The 20405-nt window shown below is 60.9% G+C and carries 19 protein-coding genes; 11 read left to right on the top strand and 8 right to left on the bottom strand.

The features are described 5' to 3' along the window. Nucleotides 1-63: 63 nt before the first annotated feature. Nucleotides 64-1110, bottom strand: a complete 1047-nt coding sequence (locus ACZ9W6_RS02760) for an AraC family transcriptional regulator (protein WP_465189552.1) — start codon at nucleotides 1108-1110, stop codon at nucleotides 64-66. Between the two features lie 128 nt (nucleotides 1111-1238). On the opposite strand from ACZ9W6_RS02760, the gene ACZ9W6_RS02755 reads away from it, so the two are divergent. Continuing rightward, complete coding sequence (locus ACZ9W6_RS02755; RefSeq protein WP_465189551.1) at nucleotides 1239-1787, top strand: YaeQ family protein; 549 nt, start codon at nucleotides 1239-1241, stop codon at nucleotides 1785-1787. Between the two features lie 32 nt (nucleotides 1788-1819). On the opposite strand, the gene ACZ9W6_RS02750 is transcribed toward ACZ9W6_RS02755, so the two are convergent. The 4 genes from ACZ9W6_RS02750 to ACZ9W6_RS02735 form a co-directional block, all read right to left on the bottom strand. Continuing rightward, nucleotides 1820-2116, bottom strand: a complete 297-nt coding sequence (locus ACZ9W6_RS02750) for a GIY-YIG nuclease family protein (protein WP_465189550.1) — start codon at nucleotides 2114-2116, stop codon at nucleotides 1820-1822. An 84-nt stretch (nucleotides 2117-2200) separates the two neighbouring features. Next, complete coding sequence (gene ccsB / locus ACZ9W6_RS02745; RefSeq protein WP_465189549.1) at nucleotides 2201-3523, bottom strand: c-type cytochrome biogenesis protein CcsB; 1323 nt, start codon at nucleotides 3521-3523, stop codon at nucleotides 2201-2203. Then, nucleotides 3520-5541: a cytochrome c biogenesis protein ResB gene (locus ACZ9W6_RS02740; protein WP_465189548.1), complete on the bottom strand. Its 2022-nt coding sequence runs from the start codon at nucleotides 5539-5541 to the stop codon at nucleotides 3520-3522. Before ACZ9W6_RS02740 ends, ccsB begins: the two co-directional genes overlap by 4 nt. A 72-nt stretch (nucleotides 5542-5613) precedes the next feature. Continuing rightward, nucleotides 5614-6231 carry a c-type cytochrome gene (locus ACZ9W6_RS02735; protein WP_465189547.1) on the bottom strand — a complete coding sequence of 206 codons (618 nt, stop codon included), beginning with the start codon at nucleotides 6229-6231 and terminating at the stop codon, nucleotides 5614-5616. A gap of 89 nt (nucleotides 6232-6320) precedes the next feature. On the opposite strand from ACZ9W6_RS02735, the gene yihA reads away from it, so the two are divergent. Beyond that, nucleotides 6321-6944, top strand: coding sequence for a ribosome biogenesis GTP-binding protein YihA/YsxC (gene yihA / locus ACZ9W6_RS02730; RefSeq protein ID WP_465189546.1), 624 nt, complete (start codon nucleotides 6321-6323; stop codon nucleotides 6942-6944). A 158-nt stretch (nucleotides 6945-7102) separates the two neighbouring features. On the opposite strand, the gene ACZ9W6_RS02725 is transcribed toward yihA, so the two are convergent. From ACZ9W6_RS02725 to ACZ9W6_RS02715, 3 genes are read right to left on the bottom strand one after another with little or no spacing between them, the layout of a single operon-like run. Then, nucleotides 7103-7957 carry a septal ring lytic transglycosylase RlpA family protein gene (locus ACZ9W6_RS02725; RefSeq protein ID WP_465189545.1) on the bottom strand — a complete coding sequence of 285 codons (855 nt, stop codon included), beginning with the start codon at nucleotides 7955-7957 and terminating at the stop codon, nucleotides 7103-7105. 41 nt (nucleotides 7958-7998) lie between these two features. Further along, entirely contained in the window at nucleotides 7999-8463 is a 465-nt protein-coding gene (trmL, locus tag ACZ9W6_RS02720; protein WP_465189801.1) for a tRNA (uridine(34)/cytosine(34)/5-carboxymethylaminomethyluridine(34)-2'-O)-methyltransferase TrmL, read from the bottom strand. 38 nt (nucleotides 8464-8501) lie between these two features. After that, a complete protein-coding gene (locus ACZ9W6_RS02715) occupies nucleotides 8502-9014 on the bottom strand; it encodes a ComF family protein (protein WP_465189544.1) in 513 nt (170 codons plus the stop codon). A gap of 265 nt (nucleotides 9015-9279) precedes the next feature. On the opposite strand from ACZ9W6_RS02715, the gene bioB reads away from it, so the two are divergent. The 9 genes from bioB to creC all read left to right on the top strand — a co-directional run bounded on the left by bioB (nucleotide 9280) and on the right by creC (nucleotide 20394). Continuing rightward, nucleotides 9280-10263 (top strand): biotin synthase BioB, encoded by a 984-nt coding sequence (gene bioB / locus ACZ9W6_RS02710; protein WP_465189543.1) that lies wholly within the window; start codon nucleotides 9280-9282, stop codon nucleotides 10261-10263. A gap of 91 nt (nucleotides 10264-10354) precedes the next feature. Then, complete coding sequence (bioF, locus tag ACZ9W6_RS02705) at nucleotides 10355-11506, top strand: 8-amino-7-oxononanoate synthase (protein WP_465189542.1); 1152 nt, start codon at nucleotides 10355-10357, stop codon at nucleotides 11504-11506. A gap of 90 nt (nucleotides 11507-11596) precedes the next feature. Next, entirely contained in the window at nucleotides 11597-14446 is a 2850-nt protein-coding gene (locus tag ACZ9W6_RS02700; RefSeq protein ID WP_465189541.1) for a bifunctional diguanylate cyclase/phosphodiesterase, read from the top strand. A gap of 60 nt (nucleotides 14447-14506) precedes the next feature. Beyond that, the gene (gene bioH / locus ACZ9W6_RS02695) at nucleotides 14507-15271 is read left to right on the top strand and encodes a pimeloyl-ACP methyl ester esterase BioH (protein ID WP_465189540.1); all 765 of its coding nucleotides are present in this window, start codon (nucleotides 14507-14509) and stop codon (nucleotides 15269-15271) included. Further along, entirely contained in the window at nucleotides 15268-16173 is a 906-nt protein-coding gene (bioC, locus tag ACZ9W6_RS02690) for a malonyl-ACP O-methyltransferase BioC (protein WP_465189539.1), read from the top strand. Before bioH ends, bioC begins: the two co-directional genes overlap by 4 nt. 8 nt (nucleotides 16174-16181) lie before the next feature. Next, on the top strand, nucleotides 16182-17072 hold the full coding sequence (locus tag ACZ9W6_RS02685) for a patatin-like phospholipase family protein (RefSeq protein WP_465189538.1): 891 nt from the start codon (nucleotides 16182-16184) through the stop codon (nucleotides 17070-17072). Continuing rightward, complete coding sequence (locus ACZ9W6_RS02680; RefSeq protein ID WP_465189537.1) at nucleotides 17065-18075, top strand: patatin-like phospholipase family protein; 1011 nt, start codon at nucleotides 17065-17067, stop codon at nucleotides 18073-18075. Before ACZ9W6_RS02685 ends, ACZ9W6_RS02680 begins: the two co-directional genes overlap by 8 nt. Before the next feature lie 169 nt (nucleotides 18076-18244). Beyond that, complete coding sequence (gene creB / locus ACZ9W6_RS02675) at nucleotides 18245-18925, top strand: two-component system response regulator CreB (protein WP_465189536.1); 681 nt, start codon at nucleotides 18245-18247, stop codon at nucleotides 18923-18925. Beyond that, nucleotides 18925-20394: a two-component system sensor histidine kinase CreC gene (gene creC / locus ACZ9W6_RS02670; RefSeq protein WP_465189535.1), complete on the top strand. Its 1470-nt coding sequence runs from the start codon at nucleotides 18925-18927 to the stop codon at nucleotides 20392-20394. The genes creB and creC overlap by 1 nt, the downstream gene beginning before the upstream one ends. Nucleotides 20395-20405: the final 11 nt, after the last annotated feature.

Here is a 20405-nt window from a genome sequence, read left to right as displayed (position 1 = left end):
CTCCGGATTGATGATGGCGGAGACCGTTTCTGCTTCGGAATGATCATTCCGGAAAGGTTTGCTTCAGTTTTTCTGATTGCCCTGCAGTTTGCGGTACTGGCCTGGCGTGGTGCCGCAGATCTCGCGGAAGGCCTCGTAAAAGGTGGATTGCGAGGTGAAGCCGACACTGAGGCCGACTGACAGCACCGAGGCGGCAGGTTCGGCCAGCAGCATCTGCTGCGCGGCCGTCACTCGCCACTCGCGCAAATAGCGGGCAAAGCTTTTGCCCAGCTGTTGATTCAGCAGCTCGGATAACTGATGGGCACTGAGCCCGAGTTCGGTGGCAAGGCCGGCCAGATCGAGTTCTGCATCCAGATACAGTCGGCGCTCCTGCATCAACGCAGCCAGGCGGGCGAGGGCGGCGGTGCAATCGACATTGCCCAGCGTGCTCTGGCTATAACTGCTGCGGGCGCTCTGGCTGACTTCCTCGCCCAGATGCGGCCGCAGCAACAGCGCCAGCTGCACCAGCAGTAAGGCCAGGCCAATGGCGCAGGCGTACAGGCTGTAGAACAGCTTGCCGGGCAGGCTGGCTTGTAACAGGCCAAGTACGGCAACCATGACCGCTATCAGCACAGCACTACCCAGCAACAGGATTTCCAGCCGGAAATGTTCGCGCGCGTGGCGCAAGGCCAGCAGGCTGCGCGCCAGCCACAGCAGATAGCCACAGCCGATGGCAAAGGCCAGTGCCAGCGCCTGTGCGGTGGGCAGCAGCATGGCGGCCAACAGCGGTGCGGCGTGGGCCAGCTGCGCCGGATGTTGATCGTTGGCCGCATCCTGCAGAATGCCGCGGCTGAACAGATAAAAAGCCGGCGCGACACCAAACAGGGCTAGCCGGTAGACAATGTTGTCCGTCCACGGCTCACCATAGGCCAGCCACGCAAGGTGGCACAGCTGCAGCGTTGCCAGTGCCGTCAGCAGGCCCCAGCCCAGCAAGCGGCTGGCGGGCTGGCCGGCATAGTTGTCGCCACGGAAATGGCCGAAGGCAAGAATCAGCACGGCGATCAGGCTGTGACCGATAAGCAGGATGGCAAGCAGGTCGGTGTGGGCGAGCATGGCAGTCAGACTTGTCATGAGTAGCGGATGGCGCAACATGCCACCGGCTTGGTTTGGCGTCAAATCAGCTGGCACGGCAAGCGTTTTTGCTTAGTGCCGCAACAGCAGGTAAGCTGCCGCCTTCGTTGCCAATCCGGAAGCCTGTCATGGCGCTCAAAGCCACTATCTTCAAAGCCGATCTGAATATTGCCGACATGGATCGCGGCTATTACGCCAGCCATGGCCTGACCATTGCGCGTCACCCGTCCGAAAACGACGAGCGCATGATGTTGCGCATCGCCGCCTTCGCGCTGAACGCCGACGAGCAGCTGTCGTTTACCAAGGGCCTGAGTGCCGACGACGAGCCGGAGCTGTGGCGCAAGAACTTTTCTGACGAGATCGAGCTGTGGATTGATCTGGGCGAGCCGGACGAGAAGCGCCTGCGCAAGGCCTGTGGCCGTGCCGCCAGTGTGCTGTTGTACTGCTACGGCGGTCGTGCCAGCGAAATCTGGTGGCAAGGCATGCAGAGCAAGGCCAGCCGTTTTGATAATCTGACGGTGATCAGCATTGCACCGGCGACCTTGCAGGAGCTGACGCAGATGACCGAGCGCAGCATGCAGCTGCAAGCCACCATCCAGGATGGCCAGCTGTGGCTGAGCAATGGCAACCAAAATGTGCTGGTAGAAGGCGAGTGCTGGCAGCGTGCTACGCGCTAAGCCGTCGCGGCAGCAGTCAAAAAAGTCCACCCTTATGCGGTAGACTTTTTTGTTGCCGCAGCAGATTCATCGAGACTGGCGGGCTGCTGGCTGGCGATCCAGGCACGTTTCTGTGCTGCCGACATGGCCTTGATTGCCAGTTCGGCCGATAGGGCTGTGCCCTTGTCCGGAAACGCGAGCTGCAGCAACAGCTGTTCTGGCGGGAAGCTGCGGGTAAAGCGAGCACCCTTGCCGGCAGCGTGCGCCGCGTAACGGCGGGCGACATCATTGCTGATGCCGGTGTAGAGCCGGCCGCCGCGACATTCGAGAATGTAGACAAACCAGCTCATCGGGCACGCCAAGACAAAATGCCCGGCAAGGCCGGGCATGAGGGGAAAAGGTTGGCCGCAAGGCTTGCGGCCAAGGTGAGGGAGTTACAGCGCACCGTAGGAGTGCAGGCCGGTCAGGAACATGTTCACACCGATAAAGGCGAAGGTGGTGATGAACAGACCGACCACTGCCCACCAGGCCAGCGGCTCGCCGCGCCAGCCTTTTACCAGGCGAATATGCAGCCATGCAGCGTAGTTCAGCCAGACGATCAGCGCCCAGGTCTCTTTCGGGTCCCAGCTCCAGTAACCGCCCCAAGCATCAGCTGCCCACATCGCGCCGAGAATGGTGGCGATGGTGAAGAACAGGAAGCCGACGGCAATCGCACGGTAAGACACCTCTTCCAGCACGTCCGGATTGCTGATGAAGCGTTGCAGCACGCCACGTTTGGCGGCCACCAGCAGCAGCGCGGCCAGACTGTAGCCGAACTTGGCGGCAAAGCCGACGCCGGTCAGGTTGTCAGGATTACTGGCAATCGAAGCGGCATTCAGGTGCATCAGTACGGTGGCGGCGAAGACGACACCGGCGCCGATGGTAAACAGGCGCTTGGTGTTGGCCGGTACGTCTTTGGGCACGGCCAGCAGCCAGGCGATATACAGCATGGCCGACATGGCAAAGGCACCGTAGCCGACGAAGTTTGCCGGTACGTGGATCTTCATCCACCACGATTGCAGTGCCGGAATCAGCGGCTGGATCTCGTGTGCCTGACGGTCGAAGGTGTACCACAGGATGAAGCCGACGGCGGCGCTGATGATCAGCGATACGAAGGCACCGACCTGACGCATCTGGAACTTGGCCTCGTAGAACAGATACATCAGGGCCGTGATCAGGCAGAACAGGATGAACACTTCGTAGAGGTTGGTTACCGGAATGCGGCCAACGTCAGGCGCAATCAGATAGCTCTCGTACCAGCGGGTAAACAGGCCGGTCAGTGCGAAGACACAGGCAGCCCACAGCATGCCGCTGGCGGTCTGGTGGATCACTTCCGAGCGGCGGAACATGGCAACAAAGTAGACCACGGTGGCAAGGAAGAACAGCGTGCACATCCACATGATGGATGACTGGCTGGACAGCAGGAACTTCAGCAGGAAGCTCTCGCCGGCGCGGGCCAGATTGTGGTCGTACATCGCGATGGCCAGCAGCGACAGCGCGCCAGACAGCGGGAAATACCAGCGGAAACTCTTCCAGTACCAGCCTTGCATTACCAGACCGATGGCTGTGCCGGCGAGAATGGCGTCTTCGTAGACATCCATCACCTCGCCATACAGCACAAAGGTGTAGGCGGTGGCGGCGATGATAAGCAGGGCAAACAGCCAGTCGCCGATCGATTGCCGCTTATAGAACGGTTGTTGCAACACCATGTCCATCATGCTTCTCCAGCTGGCTTGCCAAGATGGCCCAGCAATGTCTTGAAATCCTTGTCCAGATCGGCGTTGTGGCGATTGCAGGTCATGGCCACACGGGTTTCTTCGCGACGCAGCACCAGCCAGACGCGAATTTCACGGATGTAGAACATCAACATGATGCCGATCACGAGGAAGAGGCTGCCCAGATACACCACGTTCTTGCCTGGCGAGCGTGTCATCTGCAGGCCGGAAGCCTGGACGACATCAAAGCCGTTGAGTTCGAGGTAAACCGGTGCCGGGTAATCCTTCAGCGCGCTGATGGCCACCAGGCTATCCAGCAGGAAGCGGTAATGCTTGCCATCCTGCTGCCATGCCGGCAGGCCGGCCTTGGCCTGGGCGACGTTCATCACGTCGATGACGGCGCCTTGCAGAATCTTCACATAAGTCTGGGCGATGTCCTGGCGTTTGTCTGCCGGTACCGAGCCATCAAGGAACTGCTCGAGACCGACAAAGCCGCCGGCGGCAAAGCGCGTCAGCACCCAGCCTACGCTGTCGGAGAACTGCTTGGCCATTTGCGGGCTGATAGCCTGGCCTTGCAGTGCCTTGGCGGTGGTCGCCGCGCGGATTTCGTCGTACAGCGCCGGGTTGTTGAAGGCGCGGTACAGGCGCATGAAGCTGTCGAGCTTCATGTCATCATCCAGCGGAATACGCAGGTACTGGAACGGCTTGCTGACCTCGGTGCGGGTGCCGGCAATCTGGTAGAGGATGCCGTCCTGCTCGATCGGTGCCATATAGTGATGGAACTCGCGCGCCTGGCCCTGGTTGTCACGCAGCTTGAAGGTGATGGACGGGCCAACGTTCTTCAGGTGCTTGTTTTCCTGTTTGACCGAGCGCGCATCCTTCATCTGCTGTTCGAACGACTTGACGGCATTGGCTTCCTGGCCGGTGCTCTCGACGTTGAACGGACGCAGTTCGCCAAATTCCAGCTGGTAGTCCTTGCCGTTGACCTTCAGCGGCTGGGCATTCATCGACAGGCCCTTGATCTCGACTGCCTCGCCTTGTGGGGTAGCCAGCGGCCAGGCCTTCAGCGTCATGGGCGAGCCGCCATCACCGAAGCTTGCCTGGTAAATAGCCACGCCATTCACATGTAGCGGGTGATTGACCTTGATGGTGTGTTCGCTTTCCTTGCCGGTGGCCTTGTCGGTGATGATCAGGTCGCTGGCGAACAGCTTGGGCATGCCGTTGCTGTAGTAGTCGACGTGGAATTTCTTCAGCGTGACGATGAAGGGCAGGTCCTGTACCAGATAGCCCTTGCCGCTGTTCATGAAGATCACGTCGGCACTCTTGCCCTCGGGAACCGTTACGTTGCCGCGGAAGGACAAGTTGCCGGTGCCCAGACGACTTTCCGGCGGAATCTGTGATTGTGGCAGGTCGCGGGTTTCCGGCTTGATGGTGCCGGTGAGCTCGCCAATCTTGAGCGGCAGGTTGCCATCCATCAGGCCGCCGATACAGATCACCACAAGGCCGATGTGGGCGAAGAAATAACCGAGCTTGTTGGCACTGCCCTTTTTGGCGGCCAACAGTACCGAGCCATCTTCGCGTTCGCTGCGACGCACGCGCATGCCCAGCTGTTGCAAGAGCTGGGTGGTGGCGGCTTCCTCGCGGGCGGCAGGCAGCAATTCGCTGTGCTGCATGGCGGCCAGCGACTTGTCACTGGCTTTTTCGCGGAAGCTTTTCATCTCGCGGATGAAGTTCGGGCCGTTGCGGACGATGCAAAGCGTGGTCGACAGCACCAGGAAGGTCAGGATGACCAGAAACCAGCTCGAGTGGTAAACATCGTAAAGCCCGAGCTTTTCGAAAACCAGAAACCAGAACTGGCCGAATTCGAAGGCGTAATTGGGGTAGGGCTCATTCTGGCGCAGGACAGTGCCAATGATGGAGGCGATGGCCAGAATGGTCAGCAGACCCACGGCGAAGCGCATCGAGCTGATCAGCTCGTAGGCGCGGTACAGATTGGAAGCTTTGGACTTGTTCGGTTTCATGATTCTGCATGATGCGGCAAAGGGGGGCACGAGAGCCCCCCTTTGGAACACGTTGGCCGCAAAAAGTTGCGCTTAACGCAGGCCGGAGATGTACTCGGATACAGCCTTCATTTCGGCATCGGTCATGCGCATGGCGATATCGTGCATGATGCTGTTCTTGCGGTCGGTGCCAGCCTTGAAGTCCTGCAGCTGTTTCTGCACGTAGGCGGCGTGCTGGCTACCCAGTGCCGGATACTGGTCAGGGAAGCCTTTGCCGGCCGGGCCGTGGCAAGCCATACAGGCCGGAACACGGGTGGTCGGGTTACCAGCCTGGTAAACCTTCTTGCCCAGCGGCAGTTGGGTCTTGTCATTAGCCTGGCGTGGCTTGACCTTCTGCTGGCTGAAATACTCGGCAACATTCTTCATGTCGGCATCAGACAGCGGGGTAGCCATGCCCATCATGATCGGGTTCTTGCGCTCGCCCTTCTTGAAAGCATGCAGCTGGCTTTCCAGATATTTGGCGTGCTGGCCAGCCAGCGTCGGGTTGGCGGAGGCCACGCTGTTGCCGTCGGCACCGTGACAGGCTGCACATACTTGCTCGGCGATCACTTTGCCCTTGGCAACGTCGCCACGGGTCACAGCTGGGGTGGCGGCCATTGCACTGCCAGCCAGGGCAGCGGCGGCGAGCGCCAACAGCATCTTACGTTTCATGGTCACTCCTAGAGGGATTGCGTAAATATCTGTAAAGGTGGCAATTTCAAACCTGCTATTCTATACCATCAGCGTTTGACCTTACTACTATGACGATCTTTCAGAATGCACGGTTTTACACAACTGTGAACCACCTCAAGGATTTGCCGCCTACCATGGCGGAAATCGCTTTCGTTGGCCGCTCCAATGCGGGCAAGTCCAGTGCCATCAATACCCTGTGCAATCGTACCCGATTGGCTTTTGTTTCCAAAACCCCGGGACGTACCCAGCACATCAATTTCTTCGATCTTGGTCAGGAACGTTTTCTGGTCGATCTGCCGGGTTACGGTTATGCCGAAGTACCGGAGGCCGTGCGTGCGCATTGGGTCGAGCTGTTGGGACAGTATCTGCAAACCAGACAGAGCCTGATCGGCTTGCTGTTGATCATGGATTCGCGCCATCCACTCAAGGAACTGGACTGGAAAATGCTCGAATTCTTCCGCAGTACCAGTCGGCCGGTACATATTCTGTTGTCCAAAGCCGACAAATTATCGCGGCAGGAGCAGCAGAAAGTCTTGGCTTCGGTCAAGAAAGCACTGCATGACTATCCCAAAGTGACTATCCAGTTGTTTTCCAGCAGCAAGAAAACCGGCGTCCCCGAGGTCGAGGCGGTGGTGGCAGGCTGGTTGGGTAGTGTTGAAGAAAATATTGCCGAAGACGGAACTTCACTCTGAGGTCCTGTCAAAGCAATCAGGTGACACACCTTCCTGCTTCACCTCCCTGAGCAGGAACCTGCAAAGGTATTGGCCCCGGCATAGCCGGGGTTTTTTCTTGGATCAAACAAAAAAAGCCCTGCGAACTGTTCGCAGGGCTTTTTTGTTGCGGCAGGCAATCAGCGGGTGATGACCGGTGCCACGTCGAGTTGCTCGGCAATAGCCACAGCCTCGCCATCGGCAATGAACGGCCCCATACGGATGCTGTACATACCATTCTCGTTGATGATAGCCAGTTTTTCGTCGTGCAGGCGGCTGGCATCGGCCAGCAGGCGCTTCAGCTCGGCCTCGGCGGCAGCCAGGCGCGAGAAAGTGCCAAGCTGCAGATACAGCGGCTCGCCGGCACCAGCTTGCTGGGCTGGTGGCATGGTGGCGATGCGATCGCTGCCTTCCACCGGGAAGACGCGTTCAACGACTACTTCGGCCGAACCGCGCTGGATAAAACCCAGACGGTGAGCGGCGGCGTAGCTCAGATCCATCAGCCGGCTCTTGTGGAACGGGCCGCGATCATTGATGCGTACGATCACGGATTCACCGTTCGAGACATTGGTTACCCGGGCATAGCTCGGGATAGGCAAGGTCGGGTGCGCAGCCGTCATGGCGAACATATCGTATTTCTCGCCAGAAGACGTCTTGCGTCCGTGGAACTGCTTGCCATACCAGGAGGCCTTGCCGCTCTTGCGATACGGTTTGGCGCTCTTGTCCGGTCTGAAGCTCATGCCCAATGCTGTGTAGGGCAGGTTGGCCGTACGAATCAGCGGTTCGCTTTGCGGTACGGCATCCGGCACCAGGTTGAGATTGACCGGAATGCGGTCAGCCGGGCCGTCGGTTTGAAAATAAGCGCCAGTGTTGGCGGCTTGCTTGGTGTAGCTGACCTTGCTTGCCTGGGTGGCAGTCGCGGGTCGGATGGTGGTACAGGCCATCAGTGCTGCACTGATCAGGGCTAGCCACAGCCATCGGTAAAAAGGTCGCATTAACCTCTCCTTATGCTGTTGCGCCAACAGTGAATTACGTCTCAAATCCCTCCGGCAAAGCCGTGTTGTCGCCAGGCCTCATAAACCAGAATGGCGACCGAGTTCGAAATATTGAGACTGCGTGATTCGGGCCGCATCGGCAGTCTTACCCGCTGGTCAGCCGGCAGGCTGTCCAGGATTTCCTGGGGTAAACCACGTGATTCGGGACCGAACAGCAACACATCACCAGCTTGGAAGGTGATGCGGTCATGCCGCGTGGCACCTTTGGTCGTCGCGGCGAAAATGCGGCGACCGCTAAAGTGAGCCAGGCAGGCTTCCCAGTTCTCGTGAACCACCATGCGGGCGTACTCGTGATAGTCGAGTCCGGCGCGTTTCAGTTTGGCGTCTTCGAGCGGAAAACCCAGCGGTTTGACCAAGTGCAATTCACAGCCGGTGTTGGCACAGAGTCGAATAATATTGCCCGTATTGGGCGGTATTTCCGGCTGGTAGAGAACAACTGTAAACATCGTTGCGGAGCGAATAATCCAGTAAATCAAGAAGTTGGTCAAATCTGGTGCATTTCGGCGCGCGCCAGAACCCAGCCATCGACCCGTTTTGCCCCCGCTTTTTTGAGGGTGGCAGCAAGGCTGTCGAGGGTGGTTCCGGTGGTGGCGACATCATCGATAATGGCCAGTGAAAGCCCGTCGCAGCTGCGTTTTACGCTAAAAGCATCGCGCAGATTGCGCAGGCGCTGCGCCCTGTCCAGCGAGGCCTGCGGCGTGGTGTTGCGTTTGCGCATACACCAGTCTGTGGCGAGCGGGCTGCCGATTGTAGCAGCCATCGTCTGTGCCAGGGCATCCGGCAGATTGAAGCCACGTTCCGACAGTCGTTGCGCAGATGCCGGCACCGCGATGATGAAGTCGTATTTTGGCGTATTTTCGCGACAGATTGCCTGAGCGAACAACCAGGCAAGTGCACCTTGCAGTTGTGCCTGTCGCCCGTACTTGCAGCGTATGATCAGGCCGTCGAGCGGATAGTCATAGCGATAGAGAGCATGCAGGGTGTCAAAAGCCGGCAATCGACGCTGGCAGTGACCGCATGGGGCCTGATCGCTGGCTTGTGCGGCGGCACAGCAGGGGCAATGCGGGCCGGCAAGAGTCGGCAGGGAGGCTTCACATGATGGGCAAACCGCCTGTTTTAGCGGACGTTGGCCGCAAAACAGGCATGACTGTTCAAATAATAAACAGTTGTCAAGCAGTGGCTTTGTCAGGTTTGACAGCATGGCGACCCTCCCGCAAGATGCGTGCTGATTTCATCTTACGCATAATAAGCACCAAATCATCATGACCCAGGCCACCCTGCATTTCCAACGTCCCGCCACGCCGCATGCCGAGCAATCCCTGTGGAGCCAGCAAGAGATCGAGGCGCTTTACGATCTGCCCTTCATGGAGCTGGTGTTCCGCGCAGCCGAAGTGCATCGCCAGCATTTCGACCCGAGCCGCGTGCAGCTGTCGACACTGGTGTCGATCAAGACCGGCGGCTGTCCGGAAGACTGCGGCTATTGTCCGCAGTCGGTGCATCACGACACGCCGGTAGAAAACCAGCCGATGATGACGGTGGATGAGGTGGTCGAGGCGGCGCGTCATGCCAAGGCCAATGGTGCTGGTCGCTTCTGTATGGGTGCCGCCTGGCGCGGTCCCAAGGATGCCGATCTGGAAAAGACGCTGGATATGGTGCAGCAGGTCAAGGCACTGGGTCTGCAGACCTGTGCGACCTTCGGTCTGCTGAAGGATGGTCAGGCCGAAAAGCTGAAAGACGCCGGCCTCGATTACTACAACCATAATCTGGATACCGCGCCGGACAAGTACGCCGACATCATACAGACCCGTGAATATGAAGATCGTCTCGACACGCTGGGCAAGGTGCGTGGTGCCGGCCTGTCGGTGTGCTGTGGCGGCATTGTCGGCATGAACGAGACCCGCGAGCAGCGCGCCGGCCTGATCCTGCAGCTGGCCAACCTCGACCCGCAGCCTGAGTCGGTGCCGGTCAACAATCTGGTACGTGTCGGCGGTACGCCGCTGGATGGCGCCGAGCCGCTGGACTGGACCGAGTTCGTGCGTACCATCGCGGTTGCGCGTCTGACCCTGCCCAAGAGCTTCATCCGCCTGTCGGCGGGTCGTCGCGAAATGCCGGAATCCATGCAGGCGCTGTGCTTCCTCGCCGGTGCCAACTCGATTTTCTACGGTGACAAACTGCTGACCACCGGCAATCCGGACGTCGATGCCGATCGCGCACTGATGGCCAAGCTGGGTTTGCAGCCGCTGTAAGTCATTTGCTTTAATCTGCGCGGGCACCGGGTCGACTGACCGGTGCCCGTTTTTGTTTCGCGCACTGATTCCGCACAGAAAGGTTGGCCGCATGCGACCACAACAACTCGAAGCCGCACTGGCCGAACTGCAAGCAGGGCACAGCCTGCGCCAGCGTGTGGTTTTGCAGACACCGCAGGGCCCGCATATCCGCATCGATGGGCGCGACTACCTGGCGTTTGCCAGTAATGACTATCTGGGCCTGGCCAATCATCCGGCGCTGCGCGAGGCCATGCAGCAGGCGATCAGCGACTGGGGTGTGGGTGCCGGTGCTTCGGCGCTGGTGGCCGGGCATTTTGCGATCCAGCAGCAGGCAGAAGACGCGCTGGCCGAGTTTGTCGGTTGTGAGGCGGCCTTGCTGTTCGGCTCCGGTTTTGCGGCCAACCTTGGCGTGATCTGCAGCCTGATGGGTCGGGGTGACGAGATCTTTGCCGACCGGCTCTGCCATGCCTCGCTGAATGATGGCTGTGTGTTGTCGCGCGCGACGCTGAAACGATTCCGTCACAACGATCTGCTACATCTGGAAAACCTGTTGCAGCAGAGCGAGGCGCGTACCCGCATGATTGTGGTGGATGCCGTTTACAGTATGGATGGTGACGAAGCGCCACTGCCGGCCTTGCTGGCGCTGGCCGAACGCTACGATGCCTGGCTGATGATCGATGATGCCCACGGTTTCGGCATTCTGGGCGAAGGGGCCGGGGTGTTGCAGGAGTTCGCGCTGCGACAGCCGCGGGTGATTTATATGGGTACGCTGGGCAAGGCTGCCGGTGTGGCGGGGGCATTTGTCGCCGGTACACGGCTGTTGATTGACTGGCTGGTGAATCGTGCACGCAGTTACATCTACACCACGGCGCATCCGCCAGCGCAGGCTGCTGCCATTCTGGCGGCGTTACCTATTATAAGGAATGAAAAATGGCGGCGTAATTTGATAGAAAGTCACATTTATCGATTGCGATCTGCCTTAAGTGACTCAGCTTGTAGCTTGATCACTTCACGGACGCCGATACAAGCGATTATTATTGGCGACAACGAGGCCACCGTGCGGGTGGCTGGTGCCCTGAGGGAAGAAGGAATCTGGGTGCCAGCGATCAGGCCTCCTACGGTGCCGGCAGGAACAGCGCGTTTGCGGGTTTCGCTGTCGGCGGCGCATTCCGAGCAGGATATGGACCGGTTGCTTGAAGCTTTGCCCAGGCTGTTGCGTTGAGCAGGCTTGCCGGTTTGCATGCTTGGTATGCCCTATAACGATAAGATCGTGCTACTGCCAAGGTAGTGGTGCATAAGGGCTTAGCAATAAATGAATAGCACGGCCGAGATTCTGTTCTCGCCGGAAGAGGCAGCCGAGGCGGCACTGGAATTCTTGTACCGCTGGCAGCGACCTTCTTGCGCGACAGTTTGGGGTAAGTTGGGGGAAAGCTGGGTTTGTCTGGCAAAACGCGGGGATAGTGATTCGCTGCCAGAGCCCGCAGGTGACGCCGGGCTCTTTTGTCATGACGTTGGGGTATCTCGCCAACCGCTTGGTGCCAGCAGCCGCCCGTTGGGCTGGATAGTCTGGCGTGGTGGCCAGGCAGACGAGCAGACTTCCCGACTGGCCATGCTGCTGTCGGGTCACCTGATCAGCGCGATGTTGCGTAATGACCTGACCGCCGCACGACTGACCCAGGACACCCTGCTGGAAATCTCGCGCTTCTCCAGCGAGTCTGCCGATGTCACCCAGATCCTGCCGCGCATGCATCGCGCCGTGCGCCGTTTATTGCCCGCCGAAAACTTTTACCTTGCCTTGCTCGATGAAGAGAGCGGCATTATCCGCTTCCCGTATTTCTCCGATCAGATAGAGCCACGCGCCCCGCGTCCGGACGAAGAATTCCCTTTCCGCAGTCGTACCCCGTCGCTGACTTCCTGGCTGTGCCAGCAGCAGGGCTTTACCCTGTTGTCCGGCGGCGATATCGACATGCTGTGCCGCAACCAGAGTATCGTGCTCAACGGCATGATGCCGTCTTGGTGGATGGGCATGCCGCTGTTCAATGCTGCCGGCAAGATTATCGGTGCGGTGGTGGTGCAGAGCTACGATGTGCGCAAGCCGTTTGACCAGGCGGCGCAGAATGCCTTTGTCTACGTGGCTTCGCATATCGCAAATGCGCTGGATCGTGTCCACTTCCGCGCCGAGCTCGAGCGCAAGATCTGGCTGCGTACGGCCGAGCTCGAAGGCATGAATGCCCGTCTGCGTGCCGAGGTTGCCGAGCGCAAGCGCAGCGAGCAGCTGCAGAGCGTGCTGTTCCGTATCGGTGAAATCTCCAATGCCAGCATGTCGATGGAGGCCTTCTTTGTCGGTGTGCACCGTCTGCTGATGGAATTCATGGATGCCAGCAATTGTCTGGTCTGCCTCTACGACATCCAGCGTGACGAGCTGAGCTTTCCATATTGTTCAGACCTGCATCTGGGCAATCTCGCGCCGCGCCGGCCGGGACGCGGCCTGATCGAGCAGGTCTTGCATAGCGGCCGGCCGCTGTTGCTGACCGAAACCGGTGGCCACGCTACCGCCGGCAGCACTGAGGATAACCAGCCGGTCAGCTGGCTGGGTGTGCCGCTTTATAGCGCCAACCAGTTAAGAGGCGTGCTGGCACTGCAAAGTTACGATCCCGGCGTGCGCTATTCCTATCGTGATCAGGAACTGCTGGAATTCGTTGCCAACCATATCGGCAGCGCGCTGGCGCGGGTGCAGGCGCTGGATGATCTGCAGCGTGCCTATGCCGATCTCGAGCAGCGCGTGCTGGAACGTACCAATGAGCTGGATGCGGCCAACGCCCAGCTGCAGCACGACAGCCTGCACGATCCGCTGACCAAGCTGCCGAATCGCAGCTATTTCTCGCGCGTACTCAAGCGCAACTGGGACCAGTTCCAGCTCGAGCCGTCACAGCGCTTTGCCGTGCTGTTTATCGATCTTGACCGCTTCAAGCTGGTGAACGACACCCTCGGCCATCTGGCTGGCGACCGTTTGCTGGCCGAAGCTGGTCAGCGTATCCGCGCTTGTCTCAGCTATGGCGATTTTCTGGCGCGCTTGGGTGGTGACGAGTTTGCCGTGCTGGTTACCGGTGTCGACTCGCTGGATCAGTGTGAAGGTCTGGCCCGCCAGATCGTCGAAGAATTTGACCGCCCGATCATGCTGTCCGGGCGCGAGCTGTTTACCACCGTCAGCGTCGGGGTGGTGCTGGCTGACAAGGAACATTACAACCGCGCCGAAGACCTGCTGCGCGATGCCGATCATGCGATGTACCGCACCAAGCAGCGCGGTCGTCACGGTTATACGCTGTTCAACCATGAACTGCGCCGTGACCAGGCTGACCAGCTGGCGCTGGAAGCCGAGCTGCGTCACGCGCTGGAAAACAATCACGAGCTGATTCCGTACTATCAGGCCATTGTTGATAGTGAAGACGGCCATCTGGTCGGCTTCGAGACGCTGGTGCGCTGGAATCACCCGACACGCGGCCCGATCTCGCCGGGTATTTTCCTGCCGATGGCCGAGGAAAGCGGCCTGATCCTGAAACTCGACCGCTACATGATCGAGCGCGCTTGCGCCCAGCTGGAACAATGGTATGCCAGCGGCCGCATCGACCATGCGGTATGTCTGCACATCAATCTGTCGTCGGCGCACTTCCATGATCCGGCGCTGGTGGGCTGGCTGCAGGGCCTGATGCGCAAGCATCACCTGCCGGTCGGCACCTTGCATCTGGAGATCACCGAAAGCGCGCTGATCGAGGTGCCGGATGTGGCAATCGAGATCATGCGCGAGCTGAAAGACAACGGTATCTGTCTGGCGCTGGATGACTTCGGCACCGGCTATTCGGCGCTGTCCTATCTGCATCGCTATCATTTTGACGTGCTGAAGATCGACCAGGCCTTTGTGCGCGAGATTCATTGCCACGAAGAGTCGTCGGCGATCGTGCGGGCGATTCTGGCCTTGGCCGCTGCGCTGGGGCTGGAAGTGGTGGCCGAGGGCGTGGAGACGCTGGATCAGGTCAAGGCCTTGCGCCAGCTCGGTTGTCCGCGCCTGCAGGGTTATTACTTTGCGCGGCCGGCACCGGCGGATCTGCTGGATTGGTCGCGACTGGCCGGTATGCCACAAGAGTTATTGCGCGCGGCGGGCTAGGCGGACTTTTCAGCAACAGCGACTATTGCCAAAATAGCGTTTTGCCTCCATCTGCCCCCGATGAACTTCTATACCGAATCGCGCGGTCGCGGCCCGGATCTGGTCATGTTGCATGGCTGGGGCCTGCACGGCGGCGTGTTTGACCGCCTTGCGGCCAACCTTGCCGACGATTTCTGCGTGCACCTGCCGGATCTGCCCGGCCACGGTGGCAGCGCAGCCATCGCGCAGTTTGATCCGCAGGCGATTGCCGAAGCGCTGGCGCGCCAATTCCCTCTGCCTGTGCATGTATTGGGCTGGTCGCTTGGCGGCCTCGTAGCCCAGCATTGGGCGGCGCTGGCTGACAGCAATGTGAAGAGCCTCGCGCTGGTGGCCAGCAGCCCGCGTTTCGTGCGCGACGACAGTTGGCCGCATGCCCAGCAGCGCCAGGCCATCGAAGGCGTTGCGGCCAACCTCGACAGCCAGTTCGAACTCACGCTCGAGCGTTTTCTCGCCCTGCAGATGATGGGTGCGCCAGCCGCGCGCGACACGCTGAAGGCGCTGAAAGGCCAGCTGTTTGCCCATGGCCGTCCGCAAGGCCTGTTGGCGGGGCTGGATTGCCTGTTGCAGGCCGATGCGCGCGAACTGGCTGCCCGCATTCATTGCCCCGTCGGCCTGTTTTATGGCGCCAAGGATGCGATTACCCCGGCCGCCGCCGGCCGCTGGCTGGATGCGCAACTGGCCGACAGCCATTATTACGATTTCCCCCAGGCCTCGCATGCCCCGTTTCTGTCGCATGAGGCAGAATTCATCGCGACCCTGCGACAACACCTGGAACAACACGCATGAGTGAAGCGTTTTACACCGACAAGGCCAGCGTCCGCGCTTCCTTTGAAAAAGCCGCGCACAGCTATGACGCCGCCGCCGTGCTGCAGCGCGAAGTCTGCGACCGCATGGCCGAGCGTCTCGATTACATCAAGCACGAACCGGCCGTAGTGCTGGATGCCGGCAGCGGCACCGGCTACGGCGCGGCCGCCCTGCGTCGCCGCTATCCCGAAGCACGCGTGCTGGAGCTGGATCTGGCGCAGGCCATGTTGCAAACCTCGCGCGAAAAGCAGCGCGAAGGGCAGGGCATGCTCAGCCGGCTGTTCCGCCGTCAGGAACCGTGGCAGGTCTGTGCCGACATCGAGCGTCTGCCGCTGGCCGACAATAGTGTCGACATGATCTGGTCCAGCCTGACCATCCAGTGGATCAACGAGCCGGATGGCGTGTTTGCCGAGTTCCAGCGCGTGCTGAAACCAGGCGGCATGCTGATGTTCTCGAGCCTCGGCCCCGACACCCTGCACGAATTGCGCAGTGCCTTCAGCCACGCTGACGGCGGCAGCCATGTCAATCACTTCATCGACATGCACGATCTGGGCGATGCGCTGCTGAAGGGCGGCTTTGCCGAGCCGGTGATGGATATGGAAAAGATCGTGATGACTTACGGCGAGGCCAAGGGCGTGATGCAGGATCTGAAAGGCATCGGCGCGCACAATGTCACCGCCGGTCGCCAGCGCGGCCTGATGGGCAAGCATGCCTGGCAGCGCGTCTGTGCCGCCTACGAAGCCTTCCGTCGTGACGGCCAGCTGCCAGCGACTTACGAGGTGGTGTACGGCCATGCGTGGAAGTCGGAAAAATCGCGCAAGAACAATACCTTGCCCGACGGCCGCCAGATCATCGAATTCAGCCGCACACCCCCAAAACGTTGAGGTATGGCATGACTGTCCTGTTTTCCCGTCTCGGCATGTTGGCCGCAGCCGCGCTGCTGGCCGCCTGCGCCACGCCGGCGCCACCTCCTCCGGTAGTGGTCAAGCCTTTGCCCAAGCCTAAAGTGGCACTGGCCCTTGGTGGCGGCGCGGCCAAGGGCTTTGCCCATGTCGGCGTGATTCGCGTGCTGGAGGCCAACGGCATCAAGGCCGAGATTGTCAGCGGCACCAGCGCCGGTGCGGTGGTCGGCGCGATTTACGCCAGCGGCCTCGATGGCGAGGCGCTGCGTTATCGCGCCATGCGCATCGATGAAAGCGAGCTGCGCGACTTTACGCTGTCGACGACCGGCTTTCTGAAGGGCGAAAAGCTGGCGGCGCTGGTCAATCGTCAGGTCGATGGCAAGCGTATCGAACAGCTGTCGCGCCGCTTTGCTGCGGTGGCGACCGATCTGGATAGCGGGGCACGCATTGTGTTCCGCAGTGGCGACACCGGCACCGCCGTGCGCGCCTCGGCGGCGATTCCGAATGTGTTCCAGCCGGTCGTCATCAAAGGCCGCCGTTATGTCGATGGCGGGCTGGTCAGCCCGGTGCCGGTGAAGGCTGCGCGTGAAATGGGCGCGGACGTGGTGATTGCAGTCGATATCTCGGCCAAACCGGTCGGCAAGGCGGGCAGTGATTTTCTCGGTCTGCTCGATCGCAGCCTCAACATCATGAATCAGGCGGCACTGGCGGCCGAACTGAAAGAGGCTGACGTCGTCTTGCGTCCGGCGGTGTTGCATATCGGCTCGGCCGATTTTGACGAGCGCGCCAGCGCGATGGCCGAGGGCGAGAAGATCGCGCGCAGCATGCTGCCGCAGATTCGCGCCGCGATGGATAACTGGAGCAAGAAACAGCGTGCTTAAGCAGTTAAAACCGTGGTTGGCCGCAATGAGTACCGTGCTGCTGGCCGCCTGCAGCAGCCTGCCGGGCAAGAGCGAGCCGCCTGTGCCGGCAGCGCCGGATAACAAGGCCGTCACCAGCGCACCGGTTGCCAGCACACCGCCCGTGCCCGTGCCGCCGCTGACGCCTCCCGTAGCCAAACCGCCGCAGCCGCTGACGCCGCCCAAGCCGAAAGTCCTCGCCCAGCCGCGCATCGCGCTGGCGCTGGGTGGTGGTGCGGCCAAGGGCTTTGCCCATGTTGGCGTGATCCGCGTGCTCGAGGCCAACGGCATCCGCCCCGACATCATCACCGGCACCAGTGCCGGCGCGGTGGTCGGTGCGATCTACGCCAGCGGCAAAAATGCCGAGCAGCTGCGCAAGCGGGCGCTGGCGCTGAATCCGGAAGACCTCAAGGACTTTACCCTGTCGGGTAATAGCGTATTCAAGGGTGCCAAGCTGGCGGCCTTCGTCAACCGCGAGGTTGGCCGCAAGAAGCTGGAGCAGCTGCCACGCCGCTTTGGCGCGGTGGCGACCGATTTTGACACCGGTGCGCGCGTCGTTTTCCGCGTGGGTGATACCGGCACCGCGGTGCGCGCCTCGGCGGCAATTCCGAATGTGTTCGAGCCGGTCGTCATCAAGGGCCGCCGCTATGTTGATGGCGGCCTTGTCAGCCCGGTGCCGGCGATTGCCGCGCGTGAAATGGGGGCAGACATCGTGATTGCCGTCGATATCTCTTCGCGTCCGGCCAAGGGCAGCACGCCCGGCATGCTCGGCAATCTCAACCAGAGCATCGCCATCATGACCCAGGCAGCGTTGGCCGCAGAGCTGCGTCAGGCCGATGTGGTGCTGCGCCCGCAAGTGCTGGGGATTGCGGCGGCCGACTTCAGTCAGCGCAGCCGCGCGATGCGCGAGGGCGAGCGGGTGGCGCGCCAGGGCCTGCCGGTGATCCGTCAGGCCATCAGCAACTGGCAGACACGCCAGCCCTGAACAGTCAGCCGCCAATAATGGCCGCTTGTCGCAAGACATGGCGGCCATGTTTTTTGGGCGCGGTCAGATGCTGCTTGGCCAAGCTGGCCGACATTGCCGGTATCCGGCTGCGCTTGGCAGGAAGCTGTCTTTTCGGGCAAGCTGCGTTTTTGTCCCCATTGCCTTTGTCATGTCCGCATACCGCATCCTGCTGGCCGAAGACGAGCCGGCCATTGCCGATACCCTGCTGTTTGCCCTGCGCCGCGAAGGCTGGCAGGTGCAGCATTGCCAGCTTGCCGCCGAAGCCGAAGCCAGCCTGGCCGCAGCCGCGCCGGACTTGCTGATTCTCGATATCGGCCTGCCTGACGATAGCGGTCTGGCTGTGCTTGGCCGTTTGCGCCGTCACAGCGAGTTGCCGGTGATGCTGCTGACCGCGCGTGCCGAGGAAATCGATCGTGTGCTCGGGCTGGAGCTGGGGGCGGATGATTATGTGGTGAAGCCGTTCAGCCCACGCGAGGTGGTTGCTCGTGTCCGGGCGATTCTCAAGCGCAGCCAGCCACGTCTGCCGGCCGCAGAGGCCGCTAACTGGTTTCGCCATGATGCGGCGGCGCTTCGCATCAGCTTTGCCGGCCAGCCGCTGTTGCTGACGCCTTCCGAATACCGCGTGCTGCTGTGTCTCTTGAGCCGGCCCGGCCAGGTATTCAGCCGCAGCCAGTTGCTGGATGCGCTGGGCGAGGCGGCGGAAGACAGCTTCGAGCGCAGCATAGACAGCCATATCAAGAGCCTGCGCGCCAAGCTGCGACTGGTGCGCGAAGATCTGGACCCCATCGTCACCCATCGCGGTTTTGGCTACGCGCTGGAGCAAGGCTGATGCGATTCTCGCTGCGCATTTTTCTTGGCTACTTCCTGCTGGTCGGCTTGTTGGCCGCCTATGTGATCAGCGTGGTGCGCGACGAGATCAAGCCGGCCATGCGCCGCTCGGCCGAGGCGGTACTGCTTGATACCGCCAATCTGCTGGCCGAAATGGTGCAGCCCGACATGCTGGCCGGCCGGCTGGATGATGGCCGCCTCGCCGGCATTCTGCAGCGTTTTGCCGCCAGACAGCCGCAGGCCGAGGTCTGGGGTGTGCGGCAGGATCATACCCAGCTGCGGGTGTATCTGACCGATGCGCGCGGCGTGGTATTGCTGGATTCGGCGGGGCTGGCGGTCGGGCAGGATTACAGCCGGTGGCGCGATGTCTATCTGACGCTGCGTGGCCAGTACGGTGCGCGCAGCACGCTGGCCGATGCGGCCAACCCTTTGTCCAGCGTGATGTATGTGGCGGCGCCGCTGCGCGATGGCGAGCGCATTATCGGTGTGCTGACGGTAAGCCGGCCGAATCTGGCGATGCAGCCGCATATCGAGCGCAGCGAGACGCGCCTGCTGCAGCTGGTCGGCGTGGTGTTGCTGCTGGCGCTGCTGCTGGGCGCGCTGTTTTCCTGGTGGCTCAGTCGTGGCATTACCCGGCTGACGCGCTTTGCCGATGCGGTCAGTGCCGGCAAGGAAAGCCAGGTCGTACCGCGTTTTTTTGCCAACCGGGAGCTGGATGCACTGGCGCAGGCGCTGGGACGCATGCGCAGCGAGCTGGATGGCAAGGCCTATATCGAGCAATACGTGCACGATCTGACGCACGAGCTGAAATCACCGTTGGCCGGCATTCGTGCTTCTGCAGAGCTATTGCAGGACGAGTTGTCGCCGGCCGAGCGGGCGCGCTTTCTGGGTCATGTCGAGAGTGAAACCATGCGTTTGCAGCAGGTAGTCGATCACCTGCTGCAACTGGCTTCGCTGGAAGCGGCCGGTAGCCTGAAGCAGCCGCAACGGCTGTTGCTGGATGATTTGCTGATGTCCCAGCTGCAGGCATTGGCTCCGCAGCTGGGGCAGCGTCAGGTGCTAAGGGCCGATGGTTCGGCAAGTAGCGCGGCAGTGTGGGGTGATGCCTTCCTGCTGGGGCAGGCACTGCGCAATATCCTGCAGAATGCCATCGACTTTAGCGCGGCCGACGGCGAGATCAGCTGGCAGCTGCAGCTGCTTGACGGCGAGCACTGGCAACTGCAAATCCGCAATAACGGCGCGCCGATTCCCGACTTTGCCTTGCCGCGGCTGTTCGAGCGCTTTTATTCGCTGCCGCGGCCGCAGGCAGCGAAAAGCAGTGGCCTGGGCCTCGCGCTGACCCGCACCATCGTGCAGCTGCATGGCGGCGACATCAGCATTGCCAATCAGCCGCCGGGTGTCTGTGTCACGCTGAGGCTGCCGGCCCTCGAGGCGGCGAATCCGCTGGCGCGGGTGTGGCAGCAAGGCTGATCTCCACACAA

This window comes from Vogesella lacus (genome assembly GCF_979366295.1).
The sequence above is the reverse complement of the archived record's forward strand: the minus strand, read 5'-3'. Positions and strand labels throughout refer to the sequence as shown.